Source organism: Psychromonas sp. MME1 (assembly GCF_041080865.1).
Lineage (GTDB): Bacteria > Pseudomonadota > Gammaproteobacteria > Enterobacterales > Psychromonadaceae > Psychromonas.
On the sequence record NZ_CP160906.1, the window covers coordinates 2,263,254 to 2,279,163 of the forward strand.

Here is a 15,910-nt window from a genome sequence, read left to right on the forward strand (position 1 = left end):
GAAAGTCTGTTGTGAATTTTTTAACAACATTCAAATTGTGCAATTTGTTGCTTAACTATCGCCTGATTTTCTGCAATGAAATTAACATGACCTAACTTTCTATTGGCTTTCACGGTTTTGTTATACCAATACAATTTGGCGTTTTCAGTTAATGCATCAAAGGGAGGCTTTGCCGTACCGATAAGGTTAACCATTCCCGCAGCCCCTATTTGCTGAGTGCTGCCAAGGCTCAACCCAGCTAATGCTCGGATATGATTTTCAAATTGGCAAGTAAGAGTACCCAACTGCGTCCAATGACCGCTATTGTGAACTCTGGGCGCTAATTCATTAACCATTAACTTATCGCCAACAACAAAAAACTCAATAGCCATCACCCCAACATAATCCAATTTATTCAGTAGCATTTCCATATACTGCTGTGCCTGTTGCTCCATGGCATTGGAAATATCCATTGCTGGCGCATAGGATCGTTTTAACATGCCTCGTTCATGTTCATTATCGGTTAACGAATAGTGCTTAATCTGCCCACTTTGACTGCGCACAGAAAGCAGGGAGATCTCTTTATCAAATGCAACAAATGCCTCGATAATATAGTCTTCAATAGTGAGCTTATCGAATGCATTTGCCTCATCCTCATTTTTGATAAGCCATTGGTTTTTACCGTCGTAGCCTTCGCGACATGATTTAACCATGACCGGATAACCTAAAACCTGCCCCGCCTCTAAGACACGGCTATTATAAAAAAATGGCGAGGTTGGAATAGCCAAATCCGCTAATAGCTGTTTCTCTTTAGCTCTGTGTTGACACGCCTTTATCGCGGCAATACCCGGATAAATAGGACAAAATTCTGCCAAGGCTTGTAATAGCGCGGGGTCAACTTGTTCTTTTTCAACGCTAATACAATCAGGCTCACCTAACGCTTTATATAGTTGCTCGATTTTCTGTCTATCATAACCATCACTCCCTTTTGTTGCCGCTGGCAATTCTTTGACCACCCCAAGCCCCTCGACACAAGAAAGGCTTTGGCTAAGATCATCATGAATAAAGCTAAATTTAATCCCCAATGGTAAACCCGCAAGCGCCATCATACGTGATAACTGCCCACAGCCAACAATGGCAATACGCATTATTCAACCTCCCACGTAACACTTTCTGTTTGCTGTTCACGCCATGCTTTCACTTTATGTTGTAAGTCAGGGTCTCCAATTGAAAGCAGTTGAGCGGCTAACAAGCCCGCATTAAAGGCCCCCGCTTCACCAATTGCTTGCGTTGCAACCGCAACGCCCTTAGGCATTTGCACAATGGATAATAAACTGTCCATCCCCTTGAGTGCTTTACTTTGTACAGGAACGCCAATCACAGGGACACAGGTTAACGCCGCAGTCATGCCTGGAAGATGAGCAGCACCACCTGCGCCAGCAATAATCACGCTGTAATTATTCTCCGCTGTTTGCGCAAATTCATATAACCGTTGTGGGGTACGATGCGCGGAGACCACCATCGCTTCAAAGGGAATAGCAAACGCTTCAAGCAAGGTGGTGGCGTGACGCATCACAGGCCAGTCTGATTGAGAACCCATTATGATAGCGACTTTATGTGTAGGCATTGTTTTTACTCCGTAATTGATTCACTAAAAAGTGCAAATTAATATAGTTTTCCTTGGACGGAGTGAGTATGACAACAACAAGCCATAGATAAAAATAGATATTATCTAATCCATATATAGACTAATATCTATGTACATTTATTCTTATACCGTGAAGGATTTCGAATGCAATCACGACTGCATGCCCATGTAGGTACAATGCGGCAACTAGAAATACTATTGGCTGTGCATGATAAAGGCAGTATTAATGAAGCGGCCAAGGAGCTTTTTTTAACTCAACCGACAGTATCAATTCAAATGCGCAAACTCACCGAAGCGATTGGTGAGCCTTTGTATCAATATATCAATAGGCAATTGGTTTTTACGGATATCGGCTTAGAGCTAGTGAAAACCGCAGTCGAAGTGCTTGATAGCTTTGCTCGCCTAGATATGACCCTAGGCAATCTCCGCGAATTCAAATCGGGTACCCTACGCTTGGCCGTTGTAACCACATCCAAATATTTTATTCCGCACCTTTTAGGCCCCTTTTGTGAAGCGTTTCCAAATATCGATATCCAACTGAAAATCGGCAATCGCGAGCAAACCATTGAACGAATGAAACAGGGGGTGGATGATTTTTATGTCTTTAGCCACCCCCCTCAAGATATCGAGGCCAACAGCATAGAATTTCTCGACAATCCCTTAGTCGCCATAGCGCATCAAGACCACCCACTGGTAAAACAAAAAATAATTACCCTTGATGACCTATGTAAAACGCCTTTTCTAATGCGTGAAAAGGGTTCGGGCACCCGTTACGCGATTGAACGTTTTTTTAAAAAACATAAGTTACAAGCCAACATAAAGATGACCATAGAAAGCAACGAGGCGATTAAACATGCGGTCATGTCTAAATTGGGGGTGTCGATTATTTCGGCTCACACCCTCACCTATGGTGGTCAAAGCGGCTTAGTACGTCTACCTATCAAAGAGCTACCGATAGATTCACACTGGTTTTTTATGTGGTCAGCAGCGAAACGCCCCACCTTAATCGCCTCGGCATTTTTACAGCATATTGAGGCTAATGGTCGCAAGTTGCTACAAGATGAACTTGATAAGAATGGGTTGGAGTAAGGTGAGCGCTATAAGGTTTGACTGCCCTAGCGAAGCCTACTCCTTACAGCGAAAAAATTACAGATGTTAAAGTTTTTAACCCTCTTTTGTATTAGTTCAGACTAGATCTGACATTTCGACTTGAAAAGTTGAGAGTTACCCGTTTTGATAAAGGTGTCGAATCTTTATTTCAAAACAACAAAAGGTAACTCTCATGTTTCATACTAACAATCCAATCATTAAACACAAAGCAGGTTTACTTAATTTAGCAGAAGAATTAGGCAACGTATCTAGAGCTTGTAAAGTCATGGGTGTATCACGAGATACATTTTATCGTTATCAAGAGCTTGTGGAGGAAGGTGGTGTTGATGCTCTGATCAACAAAACCAGACGAGCACCCAATCTTAAAAATCGTGTTGATGAAGCAACAGAACAAGCTGTTATTAAGTATGCCATTGAACAACCAGCTCACGGCCAACACCGTACAAGCAATGAATTACGCAAACAAGGTGTATTTGTATCCGGTAGTGGTGTTCGCTCTATTTGGTTGCGGAATAACCTTGAAAATTTCAAAAAACGCTTAAAAGCACTTGAAGAAAAAGTCGCTAACGACGGCATTATTCTAACGGAAGCACAGGTCGCAGCACTAGAAAAGAAAAAGCATGATGATGAGGCGTGTGGTGAGATAGAAACGGTACATCCAGGTTATTTAGGCTCTCAAGACACCTTTTATGTCGGCAATATGAAAGGTGTTGGTCGTATTTATCAGCAGACTTTTGTTGATACCTATAGCAAAGTAGCCTTCGCCAAGCTCTATACCACCAAAACCCCAATTACAGCTGCCGATATACTTAACGACAAAGTATTACCGTATTTTGAGCAGTATGAGCTTCCTATGCTACGGATTTTAACTGACAGAGGTACTGAATACTGTGGAAGAGTTGAGCAGCATGATTATCAGCTCTATCTTGCTATTAACGATATCGATCATACTAAAACGAAAGCGATGTCTCCGCAGACTAATGGTATCTGTGAGCGCTTCCATAAGACGATATTGAACGAGTTTTATCAAATTACTTTTAGGAAAAAACTGTATAGCAGTTTGGAGGAGCTGCAAAAAGATCTAGACGAATGGATCAATTACTATAACAATGAACGTACCCATCAAGGTAAAATGTGTTGTGGACGAACACCACTTGAAACATTAATTGATGGTAAATCGATTTGGGCAGAAAAGAATTTAGCTCAAATCTAAACTAACAGTCACCATTACAAAATGGGTAACTGTCAGATTAAGTCTGAGCTACTACACTCTTTGCTAACAATCGTAAGCGCAGGTGGGTGCTGATTGATTAGTTCTATCTTTTCCATGCTCTAATTGACGTTCAGCATCTTGTACTGATATCTTCTGAAAAAAAACCGCCATAATTAGATTTAATCTTTCTTCTGCATTTCCAAATTTATCCATTCCGCCATACCTAACTGAATCGAAGTCAAGCTCAGCCACCTTCTCTCCTTTACTATCAGTAACATCTAAGTTTACGTAACGCATGTACGTTGCCATATCCCACCACCAATTAGCATTAAATTCAAACATCACTTGATTATCATTTAACGCTGCATTTGGGCTTGCCGTTTCCTTAGATACGTTATAACCATTATCAACCATCCAATTAGTAACAATACTCCTAACTTTTGCGGTTTGCTTTGGATCGTTTGTCATAACTATTTCTTTTTCAAAATTTGGATCCATTTGCTTCAACGTTGTTAGACCATTGCTTGAACATCCCGTTACAGCGACTAAAACCAAACCGAGTATTATATTTCTCACGTAAACATCCCTTTAAATTAAATATAGCTATACGCAAACGATATAGTTGCGTATCCATGTTAAGCAGTTATGATAATAACTTGAATATTTGATGATAAGTTTAATATTACTCGTATACAAATATCAGGTAACAAAAAGCAATATATGGGGTTTCCCATTATTCAATGGTTGATGATATTGGAAATCGCGAACATGCAAATATTTTATTGATTTACATTAATAAAAAGGTTTGGCTGTCCCAAATTGTTAGTCCAGTTAATAAAAGACAAAATTAACAACAAAAAGTACGCCAGACAAAGCATCTGAGATAACAGGGGTATAGGGAATATTCATGGACTTAGAGATCTATCAAGTTGATTCGTTTACAACTGAAGCATTCAAAGGAAACCCTGCTGGGGTTTGTATAACGAAGAATGGTATAGCTGAACGCTTAATGCTTTCCATTGCTGAAGAAATGGCGGTATCTGAAACTGCATTTTTATCACTTTCGGATATGACCTTAAGGTGGTTCACTCCCAAGGCAGAAGTAAAATTATGTGGCCATGGAACACTTGCTGTTGCCCATGTACTCACCGAACGAGGGCTACTTAAACAAGGCGATCAAATCAATTTTGAAACAGCATCTGGTACATTAACAGCACTCATAAACGAAGCGACAATCGAACTTGACTTCCCATCACCGATAATCAACTTTGATGTGACTCAACCGCCTGAGTTACTTGATTATCTAGGTATCGAAAAGAGTAAAATCATATCCTTTGGTCACTTTGATTCAAAGTTTTTGATTGAAGTTGATAGTGAAAAAACCTTACGTAATCTTCAGCCTAATTTTGATGCTTTAAAACAACTTAATGGTCGTGGTGTTCTGGTTACAACACGCTCAGAAAGTGATAATTTAGACTTTCTCTCAAGGTACTTTGCTCCTTGGGTTGGTGTAAATGAAGACCCTGTAACAGGATCGGCACATTGTGCTTTGACCGTTTATTGGTCGGAGAAATTAGGAAAAATACAACTAAAGGGGTTTCAAGCATCAACCCGTGGTGGATATGTCGCTACCGAACTTTTACCCAATGGACGCACAAAGTTGGTGGGCTCTGCAGTAACGGTAATCAAAGGAACGATACAAGTACCAATCATATAACCCATAAATAGGTGATACGAACGTAAATTAAAAAGTTAGCGCCAAAAGTCAGGACATCTGGATGTCCTCAATTGGCACTAAGATATAAGCCTAAAATAAGCTTAACCACACGGCATTACTTATAAGGGGTAAGTGTAAGAAGCTTGAATACCCAGTGGAATACCTAATGCCCAGTAAGCCAATAAGAATAATGTCCAACCAATTAACATTGCAATGGAATATGGCATCATCATTGACGCTAATGTACCGATACCAGTGCTTTTAACATAGCGTTGACAGTAAACAACAACCAGAGGGAAGAATACCATTAATGGAGAGATGATATTAGAAACAGAATCACCAACACGGTAAGCCGCTTGCGATAGCTCAGGAGAGATATTCACCGCCATTAACATTGGCACTAAAATTGGACCAATTAATGCCCATTTGGCTGATGCTGAGCCAACAAGTAAATTTATAAATGCCGTTAACAGGATCATGCCAACAATCGTAAATTGTCCAGGTAAATCTAAGAATTGCAAGAATTGAGCACCGTAAAGCGCCAAAACAACACCGATATTAGATTGGCTAAACGCCACTGGAACTGTGCACAGAAAAATGACATGACGATGTAACTGCCCATTGTACCCATGGTAAATGACATTGATTTAATGACGTCATCATTGGTTTTAAATTTACCCACCATACGCCCATATACAACGCCAGGGATAATAAAGATAATAAAGATAAGTGGCACGATAGATTGCATAATCGGCGCATCAAATGCTGTTAACTCTCCAGTAGGAGAGCGAAGTGCTGAGTTTTCAGGAATTAACAGTGCGATTAATACCGCAATACCCGCTAACATAGTAAACAGAGCGAACTTGAATGCACGTCCTTCAAGCTCAGTAATAACTCCTAATTTTTCACTCTCTTCAGCATCATCATCGATTTTAATTTTACTCAAACGAGGTTCAATCACTTTATCCGTTACCCACCAACCCACAGCTACAATTAGGATTGAAGATAACCCGGTAAAGTAAATATTTGATAACGGATTAACAATGTAATCAGAATCAAATACTTGTGCTGCCGATTGTGTAAAACCAGCAATTAACGGGTCAATACCTGATGGGATAAAGTTAGCAGAGAAACCACCTGATACCCCCGCGAAAGCAGCTGCGATACCCACTAGAGGATGACGACCTGCCGCCTGGAAAATAATTGCCCCTAATGGAATAACCAGTACGTAACCTGCATCGGCAGCAGTATGCGAAACAATCGCCACTAAAATTAACATCGGTGTTAATAGTTTAGCAGGGGTAAAGCGCAACATGTTTTTAAGCGCTGTATTAATAAAGCCAGAAGAATCAGCAACACCGACACCTAACATAGCGACCAGTACAATGCCTAACGGAGCAAAACCTGTGAAGGTTGTTACCATATTAGCTAAAAAACTTGCTAAAGAATCTCCGGTTAATTGGTTATTAACTTCAATACTTGCTTCTGTTACAGGATGTACTAGACCAAAGGAAAATTGCGAAAATAACGCAGATAGCCCCCATACTAGCAGTAGCCCCCAGAAAAAAAGAAGTGCTGGATCAGGTACTTTATTACCTGTTCTTTCGATAAAATTTAAAAAACGATCCATTCCTTTGGATGTAGTTTGTGCATTTCCTTCTAATGAAGTTTGCACATCTCCATTGATCGCTTGGTTACTCATTAAAACTCCTGTTTTTAGCTAGAAAGTTGAATTGTTTGAATATTCCTCTACAAGGAAATTATTATTACGGCTTATCACTCAACTTTTTAAATATAAGCCGCTTTGCCCTCACATAATTGATGGGATTATCATTTTTACTGCCCCAATTATCATTCGATGCTGTTTCGATTAAATCAGCGCTTCACATAATACAGAAAGTTAATGGAAGCGACACAAAAAGATATATCACCTGAGTAGAAATCGCGGACATCCAAATATTTTATTGATTTACATTAATAAAAGGTTTGCCTGTCCCAAATTGTTAACCGTACTCGTTAGCGGGTAGAAAATCTTAGACACGTCTGTGAACGCTTTAGTATTTTTACCGTCAGAGCGACTGCAATTAAAGCTAATTTGTTGATTCTTCATTATCAAAAGATCTGTTTTTAATAGACTAAGAGTCATTTATATCCCTGATTACACCCTTAGCTAGTCTTTTGGGTTTTACGCAAATAGATATTTACGCTTTACAACACCAGCAGTAGAATGTGCCGATTTTCGGCACCGCTCATCACTTTTAAAAATGGTGGGCTATTGTATGAGTTTGATATTTAATGAATCCGATAGTAATCAGTATTTCACTGCTTGTTTGTAGTAATGTTTTTATGACTTTTGCATGGTATGCACATTTAAAAGAACTTAATAATAAACCGTGGGTAATAGCTGCTCTAGTTAGTTGGGGAATAGCTCTTTTTGAGTATATGCTACAAGTTCCTGCGAATAGGATAGGTTATACCGCTCTTAATGTTGGCCAACTAAAAATTCTTCAAGAAGTCATTACGTTAATGGTATTCGTGCCATTTTCGGTTTTCTATCTTAGAGAGCCTCTAAAATTAGATTATTTATGGGCTGGTTTTTGTTTGGTTGGCGCTGTGTACTTTGCATTCCGCAGCAAATTTTCCTAACACTGCGAAATAGGTGTTCTCAATTGGCGTTTCTCATTAAGTAACGTAAGTCTCTCTTCATTTATTACTTGAAGACGAGCATCTATTTGGGCAAGTTTATTAATATGGTTTTCAGGCATGACTATCATTTACCTTAATAAAGCTTACCCAAATACGGCTAGAAATGTTTTGAGGGATCCATACGCTGATGAAGAAGACGAGCCACTTCGATGCCATTATCACTAATCTGATAAAAGACAATATGCTTTTCTACGGGAAAACTTTTAGCACCAACATAAACATCATTTCTTTCCCTGCCGAAGTCAGGGTATTGAGCTAACTTCAATAAGGCTGCATCGATAGTTTGAGCATACACTTTTGCCTGTGTACTTCCCCAAGATTCAATCGTTGTTGAAATTATTTTGAATAAATCTTTTTCAGCTAAAGGAGATAACCTATAGCTAGGCATTAGTATTATCGCTCGCTGACTTGTTAGCGACTGAAAGAGAAGCTTGTTCAAATATTTCCATTACACTGTGCTTTGACGATTCGCCAGCAGCTAGCTGTTCGAATCCTTTAGCGACTTCTTCGCGTAATATTTCTAGTTGCTGGTTTTTAGCAACGTCTTTCTCAAATAATAGCCTCAAACCATCACGGATCACTTCACTTGCAGAAGTATATAAACCATCAGATACCTTTTCAGTAATTCTTCGCTCGAATTCTTTACCTAAAGTAATATTCATAATTAGCACTCCAATCATTCATTTATCATATTATGCGCATGATATACACATAATTCAAGTTTGAGAAATTTTAGTATCAAAATTAAAGAAGATAATGTGGATATTAGATGTTCAGGTTATTGAGGCATTAAACCAACCCAAACCCATATCATGCATCCCATTTATGACTTATACCAATTCCGGTAAGTATGTGATCTAAATTTTGCGCAGGAAAAACAGCTTAATTCAAGGCGTAATTTAACGTAAATGGTTATTCCCTTTGCGAAAATTACAACGCAGCAGTAAGTTGTTTTAACCAGTAAAATAGATCAGCTATTTATCGGAATTGGTATTACCACGTTGCTTTTAAGAGAGTATCCATATGGGAGGCTTTATTGGTACCCCACTTTATACCCCTAAAATGATAAAGCTTCATCAAACCTAAGAAACAAAAAAGCCATAACATCAACATGTTATGGCTTTTAAAGAAAGCTATCTAGAGTGTGTTTTACTACATCATACCGCCCATACCACCCATTCCGCCCATATCAGGCATTGCAGGCTCTGCTTTCGTTGGTAGGTCTGTGATCATACACTCTGTCGTGATCATTAATCCGGCAACCGATGCGGCAAATTGTAATGCGCTACGGGTTACTTTAGTTGGGTCAATGATACCCATTTCTAACATATCGCCATATTCACTAGTTGTTGCGTTATAACCAAAGTTACCAGACCCTTCTTTCACTTTGTTAGCAACCACAGAGGCTTCTTCGCCACAGTTAGCAACAATTTGACGCAGTGGTGCTTCCATTGCACGTAGTGCAACACGAATACCCACATTTTGCTCATCATTATCACCTTTTAGGTCTTTTAATAATGCAGCAACACGCACAAGTGCAACACCACCACCGGCAACAACACCTTCTTCAACTGCTGCGCGTGTCGCATGTAGTGCATCATCAACGCGGTCTTTCTTCTCTTTCATCTCAACTTCAGTCGATGCGCCTACTTTAATAACAGCAACACCACCTGCAAGTTTTGCACTACGCTCTTGTAGCTTCTCTTTATCGTAATCAGATGAAGAGGCTTCGATTTGTTGTTTGATTTGCGCAACACGAGCTTGAATCGCATCTTGTGCACCAACACCATCAATAATTGTGGTTTCATCTTTATTGATAACGATACGTTTTGCTTGACCTAAATCTTCTAGTTGGATCTTTTCAAGATCTAAACCGATCTCTTCAGAGATAACCGTACCCGCTGTCAAAATCGCAATATCTTGTAACATTGCTTTACGACGGTCACCGAAACCAGGCGCTTTAACCGCTGCTACTTTCACTATGCCACGCATGTTATTCACAACTAGCGTTGCTAATGCTTCGCCTTCAACATCTTCTGCGATAATTAATAGTGGTTTTGACGCTTTAGCAACAGCTTCTAAGGTTGGTAATAATTCACGAATGTTACCGATTTTTTTATCAACTAATAGAATGTATGGATTATCAAGCTCAATGGTGCCCGCTTCTTGATTAGTGATGAAGTATGGCGATAGGTAACCGCGATCAAACTGCATACCTTCTACTACGTCTAATTCTGTTTCTAGGCCTTGCCCTTCTTCAACGGTAATAACGCCTTCATTACCGACTTTCTGCATTGCAGATGCGATAATTTCACCAATTTCACTATCTGAGTTTGCAGAGATAGTACCTACTTGTGTGATCGCTTTTGAATCGGCACAAGGGGTTGATAATTTTTTCAATTCAGCAACGGCAGACTTAACGGTTTTATCAATACCACGTTTAAGATCCATTGGTTCATACCCGCAGCGACTGCTTTTAAGCCTTCTTTAATAATCGCTTGCGCTAATACGGTTGCGGTCGTTGTTCCGTCACCAGCTGCATCATTGGTTTGTGAAGCAACTTCTTTAACCATTTGTGCGCCCATGTTTTCAAACTTATCTTCAAGTTCAATCTCTTTCGCAACAGTTACGCCATCTTTAGTAATTTGTGGAGCGCCAAAGCTTTTATCGATAACTACATTACGGCCTTTAGGACCTAATGTTACTTTAACTGCATTAGCTAGGACATCAACACCGGCTAACATTTTAATACGCGCATCGTTACTAAATTTAACTTCTTTTGCAGACATTTTATTTTCCTTTATTCTTTACGATTTTAAGATACTGACATTACTTTACGACGAAAAAGTAAAGTACAATTAAAATAGCGAATTATTCAACAACAGCAAGAATGTCACTTTCACTTAATATAAGCACTTCTTGGCCTTCAATCTTCTCAGTTTTCAGACCGTAACCTTCACTAAAAATAACAATATCTCCCACTTTTACATCAAGTGGCTTTACCTCACCGCTATCTAGTAGGCGGCCTTTACCAACAGCAAGCACTTCACCGCGAGTAGACTTTTCCGCAGCGCTTCCCGTTAACACGATGCCACCTGCAGATTTAGTTTCTTGCTCGGTACGTTTTAAAATAACACGATCATGTAATGGACGAATAGTCATGGTTTTTCCTTCTAAATTGACGTTTGGATGTACAAGCGATATGGGGAGGGGGAGTAAAACTTTCAAGTGCAAAAGTGTATTTTTTTGCAAAAAAAAAAGCCTATATATTCATATAGGCTATTAAAATTTGATTAAACAAGGTTAAGTAGATGGTGACTTTATCTTCGGCGATGCGAGTTCATTAATAATTCGATTAATTTCACTTACTGCAATCAATATGCTTTTGTCGCTTTGTTGATGACGATATGCGACCAATTTTCCTTTGATAACACGAAACCGCCCCAAGCCAACAATAAAAATACGTCCGTTAAAAAAGGCTTTGACAAACTTAGCTATTTGACGAGGTTGATATTTTTTAAAAACTCTTAATGTAATTGAATTCTTTATACTCACAACAGTTGACCCTTTTGTTTTTTGTAAATCACTTTAGGCGCATTAACGTACTCGCCATATATGACAAAACAATGAAATATATAGACTTTCTATACAATGCCGTTGCAAATGAGATTTATCAAATAAAAAAAGAGAGATATGTGACCGCAATTTAAAAATTTACTCTTTGTCATCTTTACGTTCGAATTCTCCTTCAATGACATCATCCGACATTTTTTTAGTAGAAAAAGGTGAGTGGGCTCCCCCCTGTTGAAATGCACCTCCCATCGTCACGTTTGGATTTAATTTTATATTTGCCAAAACCATTCGTGCGATGCTTTTCCTAATGGATGGCTGTAAAAGTAGCAAACCACAGGTATCAGTAACAAAACCAGGCGTGACCAATAAAATTCCAGAGGCAAATAGCATTAGCCCTTCAACCATCTGTTGCCCCGGCATCTCGCCACGTGCAACGCGTTGTTGTAAATCTTGGATAAGTTGTAGACCTTGACTGCGCACTAAGGCAGACCCAACTAATGCGGTAATAATAACCAATAACACCGTTGGCCAAGCACCTAAAGCACTACCAACCTTAACCAGGACAAAAATTTCTAGTAGGGAAACGGCAGTAAAAAGTAAAAATAATCGAGCAAACATATTCATTCCTATTTTTGGTAGAAAATATAACCAGTTACCTCAGTATGCTTTGTCAGGCGTTAGGGCAATAACAAGAGTAGCAGTCGGCGATGTTATAAAATCTCTAGGTAGAATAACTATACTTCTATTTGAAGCCTCGCATCTCGGTACGCTTTTGCTTGCTGACTTTGCATCTTGAAGTAGCATGGTTATTAAGACTATAGTAAAGCGTACTTAATTAACATAGTGAATATTGAATTTACTTGTATTCTAAATTACGAACTTGCACTTTCGTCTTGATAAAATGTTTGTATTGACTATCAGCGCTAAGCTCTCCAGATAACTCGATAAATACGCTACGCAGCGTCGCTGACGCACTCGAGACTTCGCTTTCAGTAAAAACCAACTTGGTGATTTTTATGAATTTATTATCCGTCATGGCTTCCCAATGTCCGTTACCACTGTTATAACAATCTGCCGCCAATGGGGCGACCCCTCGACCAAATTGGATTCGCTGATTATCAGCATCAAACCTAAATGCCATTTTATTACTGTGAATAAGGGACTCTGAATGATCTTGGTTATAATAATAGATGATACAATTTTCACTTACGCCATGGATCGTATCGACCGTTTTTACAGCCCCACTACCCACCAAGTAGTCACGTCCCCCATAACCTGCGCGGCGAATATCATTTTCCATCACGGCGATGAGTGATTGTAAATCAGTACGTAAACGAGACTGTTTTAAACTTTTAGCCCCCGCTGAAACGCTAAACAGATATAAACTAATGATCATTGTCAATAACAGTGAACCCAATAACAAAGCGATTAATAGTTCAACTAATGAAAAGCCGCACTTACCTTTTAACATTTTTTATACCCTAACAGTGCTTCATTAGGAGAACATATTCTTAATCGCATTGTGGATTGAATAACTTTTAACTGTGCCCCATCGGGAGTGGAAAATTTCACACTGCCCGTATTAACATTAAATCGCATCGCTCCATAGGAGGCTTGTTGGCTAGAAAAATTGATGTCTGCGGCAGAAGTTGAGACCTTGTTGCCATCACTTATTTGCTCACTCACGAGTAAACCATCGAACAAGCAACTGTTAATATTGATGCAATCGCAGTTATCGACATCCGTTGTGATGACCTGCCATGCACCGCTAACCTGCATCGGACAAAAATGAGCATATACCACACTGTTTTTTCGGATCGCCTGCGAGCTAGTTAAACTTAATATACGATGTAGTTTTTCGGCGCGTTGTATTAAAGCTTGGTGGGCAAAAAGAGCGTAATAACTTGCTCTAACAGTAGAAATGAGAATGGCTAATATAACCAAGGTGATCAGTAATTCGATGAGTGTCAAACCTCGGCTATAATAAGCACCTTTTCTAACCACCCTGTACTCCTGAAATTTATGATTAAAACAACTTAAAGCGCCTTAAGTGCGGATTCAAAACAGCGATACCGCTGCATCGAAACCTCATCAAGTTCCGCAGCTTCAATAACATTAACACATTGTTTTGCTATATTTTTTTTCAACGAAAATGGCTCATTAGTGGGCCAGCCTTTAACCAGTGATTGTGCTAAGTTGAGTGACAGCTGTATATTGTTAGGCATAATTTTATGCGCATCCAGAAACGTTGCGGTAGCGGCGGGGTATAGACCATTGCGATATAAATTAATACCCTTTTCATTCAACTCCAATAGTTTTCTAATTAACTCATTGCTCTCTTTCTTACTCTTATTGATAAGTAATAAATAGCTCATCACTTCGATGTTATTGCTCTCCTCTGGTAGTGAAATAAGCGCCATTATTTCATGATGTTTTCTATGTTCTCCTAGCTCAAGCCACGTTTTAGCTAGTGCTAAAACAGTGTCTCGCCCACTCTCTACGATAACATCGATGTCACAATCATTGAGTAATCGATAGGCCTCTTTTAATGCGCCTTTCACTATCCGCATACGCGCTGCAGCTATTTTCTCTAACTCGCAAAATTGTTTTTTATCAAAACGTTGAGAAGCATTTTTTAAAATAACTTGTACCTGTGAAAACGTTTTTGCCTGTTGCAGCTCATTACCTGTTTTCGCTTGATCTAATAGGCAATGAATATAATTAAAACTGTTAACAATATGTTCATGTACCGAAAAGTGGGAATTACTTAATATCACCTTAAAACAACGCGCGGCGGTTTCGTTATCACCTTCTAATAAGGCGATGTTAGCTAAAGCTCGTTGCCTAGATATGTTTTTTGGGGAGAGTTTAAGCGATTCCACTAATAGTTTTTTCGCATCGGCAAAGCGTTGCCTCTGCGCATAAATACTAGATAACCAGTTCAGTGCTTCGATGCGTGTTTCATTTAAATCACATAATGCATATAGCAGCTTTTCAGCACGACTGTAATCATTTAAATGGTAATAGGCGATCGCCTTACCCAGCCTAGCCCAAGAAAAATCTCTATGTTGCAGAATGACATCATAGAGATCCAAAGCTAATTGCGGATGTTGCAAATGTAGTAACACTTCCCCTTTCAAACGAGTAACCATTAGCGTATATTTATTGCTCTCTTTACTGGCTTTAGCGCATTCCGACAACGCTTTAGTGTAATCTTTATTCGCCAGAGCATCATAAATTCCCCCTAGAGCAATACGTTTCTCTAAGGCTCTGACTAAACGGGTTTCAAGGGTTTTATAGGAGAAGGGTTTTAATAGATAATCATCGGGCTGAAGTTCTACCAAACCATGCACAACTTGCTGCGTCATTTCAGCGCTAATTAAAATAAATACCGCATTCGTTTTTAGTAGAAAACGTAATTTTAACTCTTCAAATAACTGGTAACCATCCTTACCTTTTCCTAAGTTAAAATCGCATAAAATAAAATCAAATGCTTTCAACTCACACAACTCAAGCGCTCGGTCACCATTACTCGCAAGGGCAACATCGCGACAGCCAAACATTTGCAACATCCCTTTAACAGCATTTCGGATTGTATCGATGTCATCAACAACTAATACAGATTGTGTTGCAAAAAAATTACTGGGTAAGGCCATAATTCCCTAGCTATGTAATACATATCTACATAAGTATCTGATCTATCTTGTTGCTTAAAATAATAAATAGGTGCGTTGCATTCAATCGTAATAGTCGACTATGACTCAATCATATGCTTTGCTCTCTCATTTACTCACAAGCGATGACCACAATATTATCCAGATTGGTATAAGGTAAAAAGTAATAAAGCGATGAACTCCTTAGCTTTATCACACTTGCCTCGTGAGAGGCATATAACTGTTCACGGTATTAGATAATTAAAATAATTGGTATTAAACTTAAACATTCCACGTGTTGGTGAGTATGC

At 39.2% G+C, this 15,910-nt stretch carries 15 protein-coding genes and 2 pseudogenes; 4 read left to right on the plus strand and 13 right to left on the minus strand.

Features of this window, described 5'->3' with window-relative positions; genetic code table 11:
* Positions 1-20: 20 nt before the first annotated feature.
* Complete coding sequence (locus tag AB2N10_RS10315; protein WP_369433810.1) at positions 21-1,127, minus strand: 5-(carboxyamino)imidazole ribonucleotide synthase; 1,107 nt, start codon at positions 1,125-1,127, stop codon at positions 21-23.
* The gene (gene purE / locus AB2N10_RS10320; RefSeq protein WP_354623491.1) at positions 1,127-1,606 is read right to left on the minus strand and encodes a 5-(carboxyamino)imidazole ribonucleotide mutase; all 480 of its coding nucleotides are present in this window, start codon (positions 1,604-1,606) and stop codon (positions 1,127-1,129) included. The genes AB2N10_RS10315 and purE overlap by 1 nt, the downstream gene beginning before the upstream one ends.
* Before the next feature lie 165 nt (positions 1,607-1,771).
* On the opposite strand from purE, the gene AB2N10_RS10325 reads away from it, so the two are divergent.
* Positions 1,772-2,716: a LysR family transcriptional regulator gene (locus AB2N10_RS10325; RefSeq protein ID WP_354623492.1), complete on the plus strand. Its 945-nt coding sequence runs from the start codon at positions 1,772-1,774 to the stop codon at positions 2,714-2,716.
* A 193-nt stretch (positions 2,717-2,909) separates the two neighbouring features.
* Positions 2,910-3,950 (plus strand): IS481 family transposase, encoded by a 1,041-nt coding sequence (locus tag AB2N10_RS10330; protein WP_354623493.1) that lies wholly within the window; start codon positions 2,910-2,912, stop codon positions 3,948-3,950.
* A 63-nt stretch (positions 3,951-4,013) separates the two neighbouring features.
* On the opposite strand, the gene AB2N10_RS10335 is transcribed toward AB2N10_RS10330, so the two are convergent.
* On the minus strand, positions 4,014-4,526 hold the full coding sequence (locus AB2N10_RS10335) for an Sbal_3080 family lipoprotein (RefSeq protein WP_354623494.1): 513 nt from the start codon (positions 4,524-4,526) through the stop codon (positions 4,014-4,016).
* A 331-nt stretch (positions 4,527-4,857) separates the two neighbouring features.
* Between AB2N10_RS10335 and AB2N10_RS10340 the strand changes: the two genes are divergently transcribed.
* Positions 4,858-5,667, plus strand: coding sequence for a PhzF family phenazine biosynthesis protein (locus AB2N10_RS10340; RefSeq protein ID WP_369433811.1), 810 nt, complete (start codon positions 4,858-4,860; stop codon positions 5,665-5,667).
* A 119-nt stretch (positions 5,668-5,786) separates the two neighbouring features.
* On the opposite strand, the pseudogene AB2N10_RS10345 reads toward AB2N10_RS10340, so the two are convergent.
* Positions 5,787-7,297: pseudogene (locus AB2N10_RS10345) on the minus strand (AbgT family transporter).
* Between the two features lie 665 nt (positions 7,298-7,962).
* Between AB2N10_RS10345 and AB2N10_RS10350 the strand changes: the two are divergent.
* Complete coding sequence (locus AB2N10_RS10350; protein ID WP_369433812.1) at positions 7,963-8,313, plus strand: DMT family protein; 351 nt, start codon at positions 7,963-7,965, stop codon at positions 8,311-8,313.
* A 157-nt stretch (positions 8,314-8,470) separates the two neighbouring features.
* Here the strand turns inward: AB2N10_RS10350 and AB2N10_RS10355 are convergent, their stop codons facing one another.
* From AB2N10_RS10355 to AB2N10_RS10395, 9 genes and pseudogenes are all read right to left on the minus strand, one after another.
* On the minus strand, positions 8,471-8,761 hold the full coding sequence (locus AB2N10_RS10355; protein WP_354623497.1) for a type II toxin-antitoxin system RelE/ParE family toxin: 291 nt from the start codon (positions 8,759-8,761) through the stop codon (positions 8,471-8,473).
* Positions 8,754-9,035, minus strand: coding sequence for a type II toxin-antitoxin system ParD family antitoxin (locus AB2N10_RS10360; protein WP_369433813.1), 282 nt, complete (start codon positions 9,033-9,035; stop codon positions 8,754-8,756). Before AB2N10_RS10360 ends, AB2N10_RS10355 begins: the two co-directional genes overlap by 8 nt.
* Before the next feature lie 490 nt (positions 9,036-9,525).
* Positions 9,526-11,162 (minus strand): annotated as a pseudogene (gene groL / locus AB2N10_RS10365) (chaperonin GroEL).
* 82 nt (positions 11,163-11,244) lie between these two features.
* Complete coding sequence (locus tag AB2N10_RS10370) at positions 11,245-11,535, minus strand: co-chaperone GroES (RefSeq protein ID WP_354623500.1); 291 nt, start codon at positions 11,533-11,535, stop codon at positions 11,245-11,247.
* Between the two features lie 141 nt (positions 11,536-11,676).
* Positions 11,677-11,928 (minus strand): DUF1107 domain-containing protein, encoded by a 252-nt coding sequence (locus tag AB2N10_RS10375; protein ID WP_354623501.1) that lies wholly within the window; start codon positions 11,926-11,928, stop codon positions 11,677-11,679.
* Positions 11,929-12,087: 159 nt separating this feature from the next.
* Positions 12,088-12,564, minus strand: a complete 477-nt coding sequence (locus AB2N10_RS10380; protein WP_354623502.1) for an FxsA family protein — start codon at positions 12,562-12,564, stop codon at positions 12,088-12,090.
* Between the two features lie 238 nt (positions 12,565-12,802).
* Positions 12,803-13,417: a prepilin-type N-terminal cleavage/methylation domain-containing protein gene (locus AB2N10_RS10385; RefSeq protein WP_354623503.1), complete on the minus strand. Its 615-nt coding sequence runs from the start codon at positions 13,415-13,417 to the stop codon at positions 12,803-12,805.
* Positions 13,411-13,950, minus strand: coding sequence for a GspH/FimT family protein (locus tag AB2N10_RS10390; protein ID WP_354623504.1), 540 nt, complete (start codon positions 13,948-13,950; stop codon positions 13,411-13,413). The genes AB2N10_RS10385 and AB2N10_RS10390 overlap by 7 nt, the downstream gene beginning before the upstream one ends.
* A 32-nt stretch (positions 13,951-13,982) precedes the next feature.
* Positions 13,983-15,602: a response regulator gene (locus AB2N10_RS10395; protein WP_354623506.1), complete on the minus strand. Its 1,620-nt coding sequence runs from the start codon at positions 15,600-15,602 to the stop codon at positions 13,983-13,985.
* Positions 15,603-15,910 lie beyond the last annotated feature (308 nt).

Coding starts and splice junctions, on each gene's coding strand:
- AB2N10_RS10330 (WP_354623493.1), top strand. CDS start 2,910: ATGTTTCATACTAACAATCCAATCATTAAACACAAAGCAGGTTTACTT.
- AB2N10_RS10385 (WP_354623503.1), bottom strand. CDS start 13,417: ATGTTAAAAGGTAAGTGCGGCTTTTCATTAGTTGAACTATTAATCGCT.
- AB2N10_RS10355 (WP_354623497.1), bottom strand. CDS start 8,761: ATGCCTAGCTATAGGTTATCTCCTTTAGCTGAAAAAGATTTATTCAAA.
- AB2N10_RS10350 (WP_369433812.1), top strand. CDS start 7,963: ATGAATCCGATAGTAATCAGTATTTCACTGCTTGTTTGTAGTAATGTT.
- AB2N10_RS10315 (WP_369433810.1), bottom strand. CDS start 1,127: ATGCGTATTGCCATTGTTGGCTGTGGGCAGTTATCACGTATGATGGCG.
- AB2N10_RS10380 (WP_354623502.1), bottom strand. CDS start 12,564: ATGTTTGCTCGATTATTTTTACTTTTTACTGCCGTTTCCCTACTAGAA.
- purE (WP_354623491.1), bottom strand. CDS start 1,606: ATGCCTACACATAAAGTCGCTATCATAATGGGTTCTCAATCAGACTGG.
- AB2N10_RS10325 (WP_354623492.1), top strand. CDS start 1,772: ATGCAATCACGACTGCATGCCCATGTAGGTACAATGCGGCAACTAGAA.
- AB2N10_RS10340 (WP_369433811.1), top strand. CDS start 4,858: ATGGACTTAGAGATCTATCAAGTTGATTCGTTTACAACTGAAGCATTC.
- AB2N10_RS10395 (WP_354623506.1), bottom strand. CDS start 15,602: ATGGCCTTACCCAGTAATTTTTTTGCAACACAATCTGTATTAGTTGTT.
- AB2N10_RS10360 (WP_369433813.1), bottom strand. CDS start 9,035: ATGAATATTACTTTAGGTAAAGAATTCGAGCGAAGAATTACTGAAAAG.
- AB2N10_RS10370 (WP_354623500.1), bottom strand. CDS start 11,535: ATGACTATTCGTCCATTACATGATCGTGTTATTTTAAAACGTACCGAG.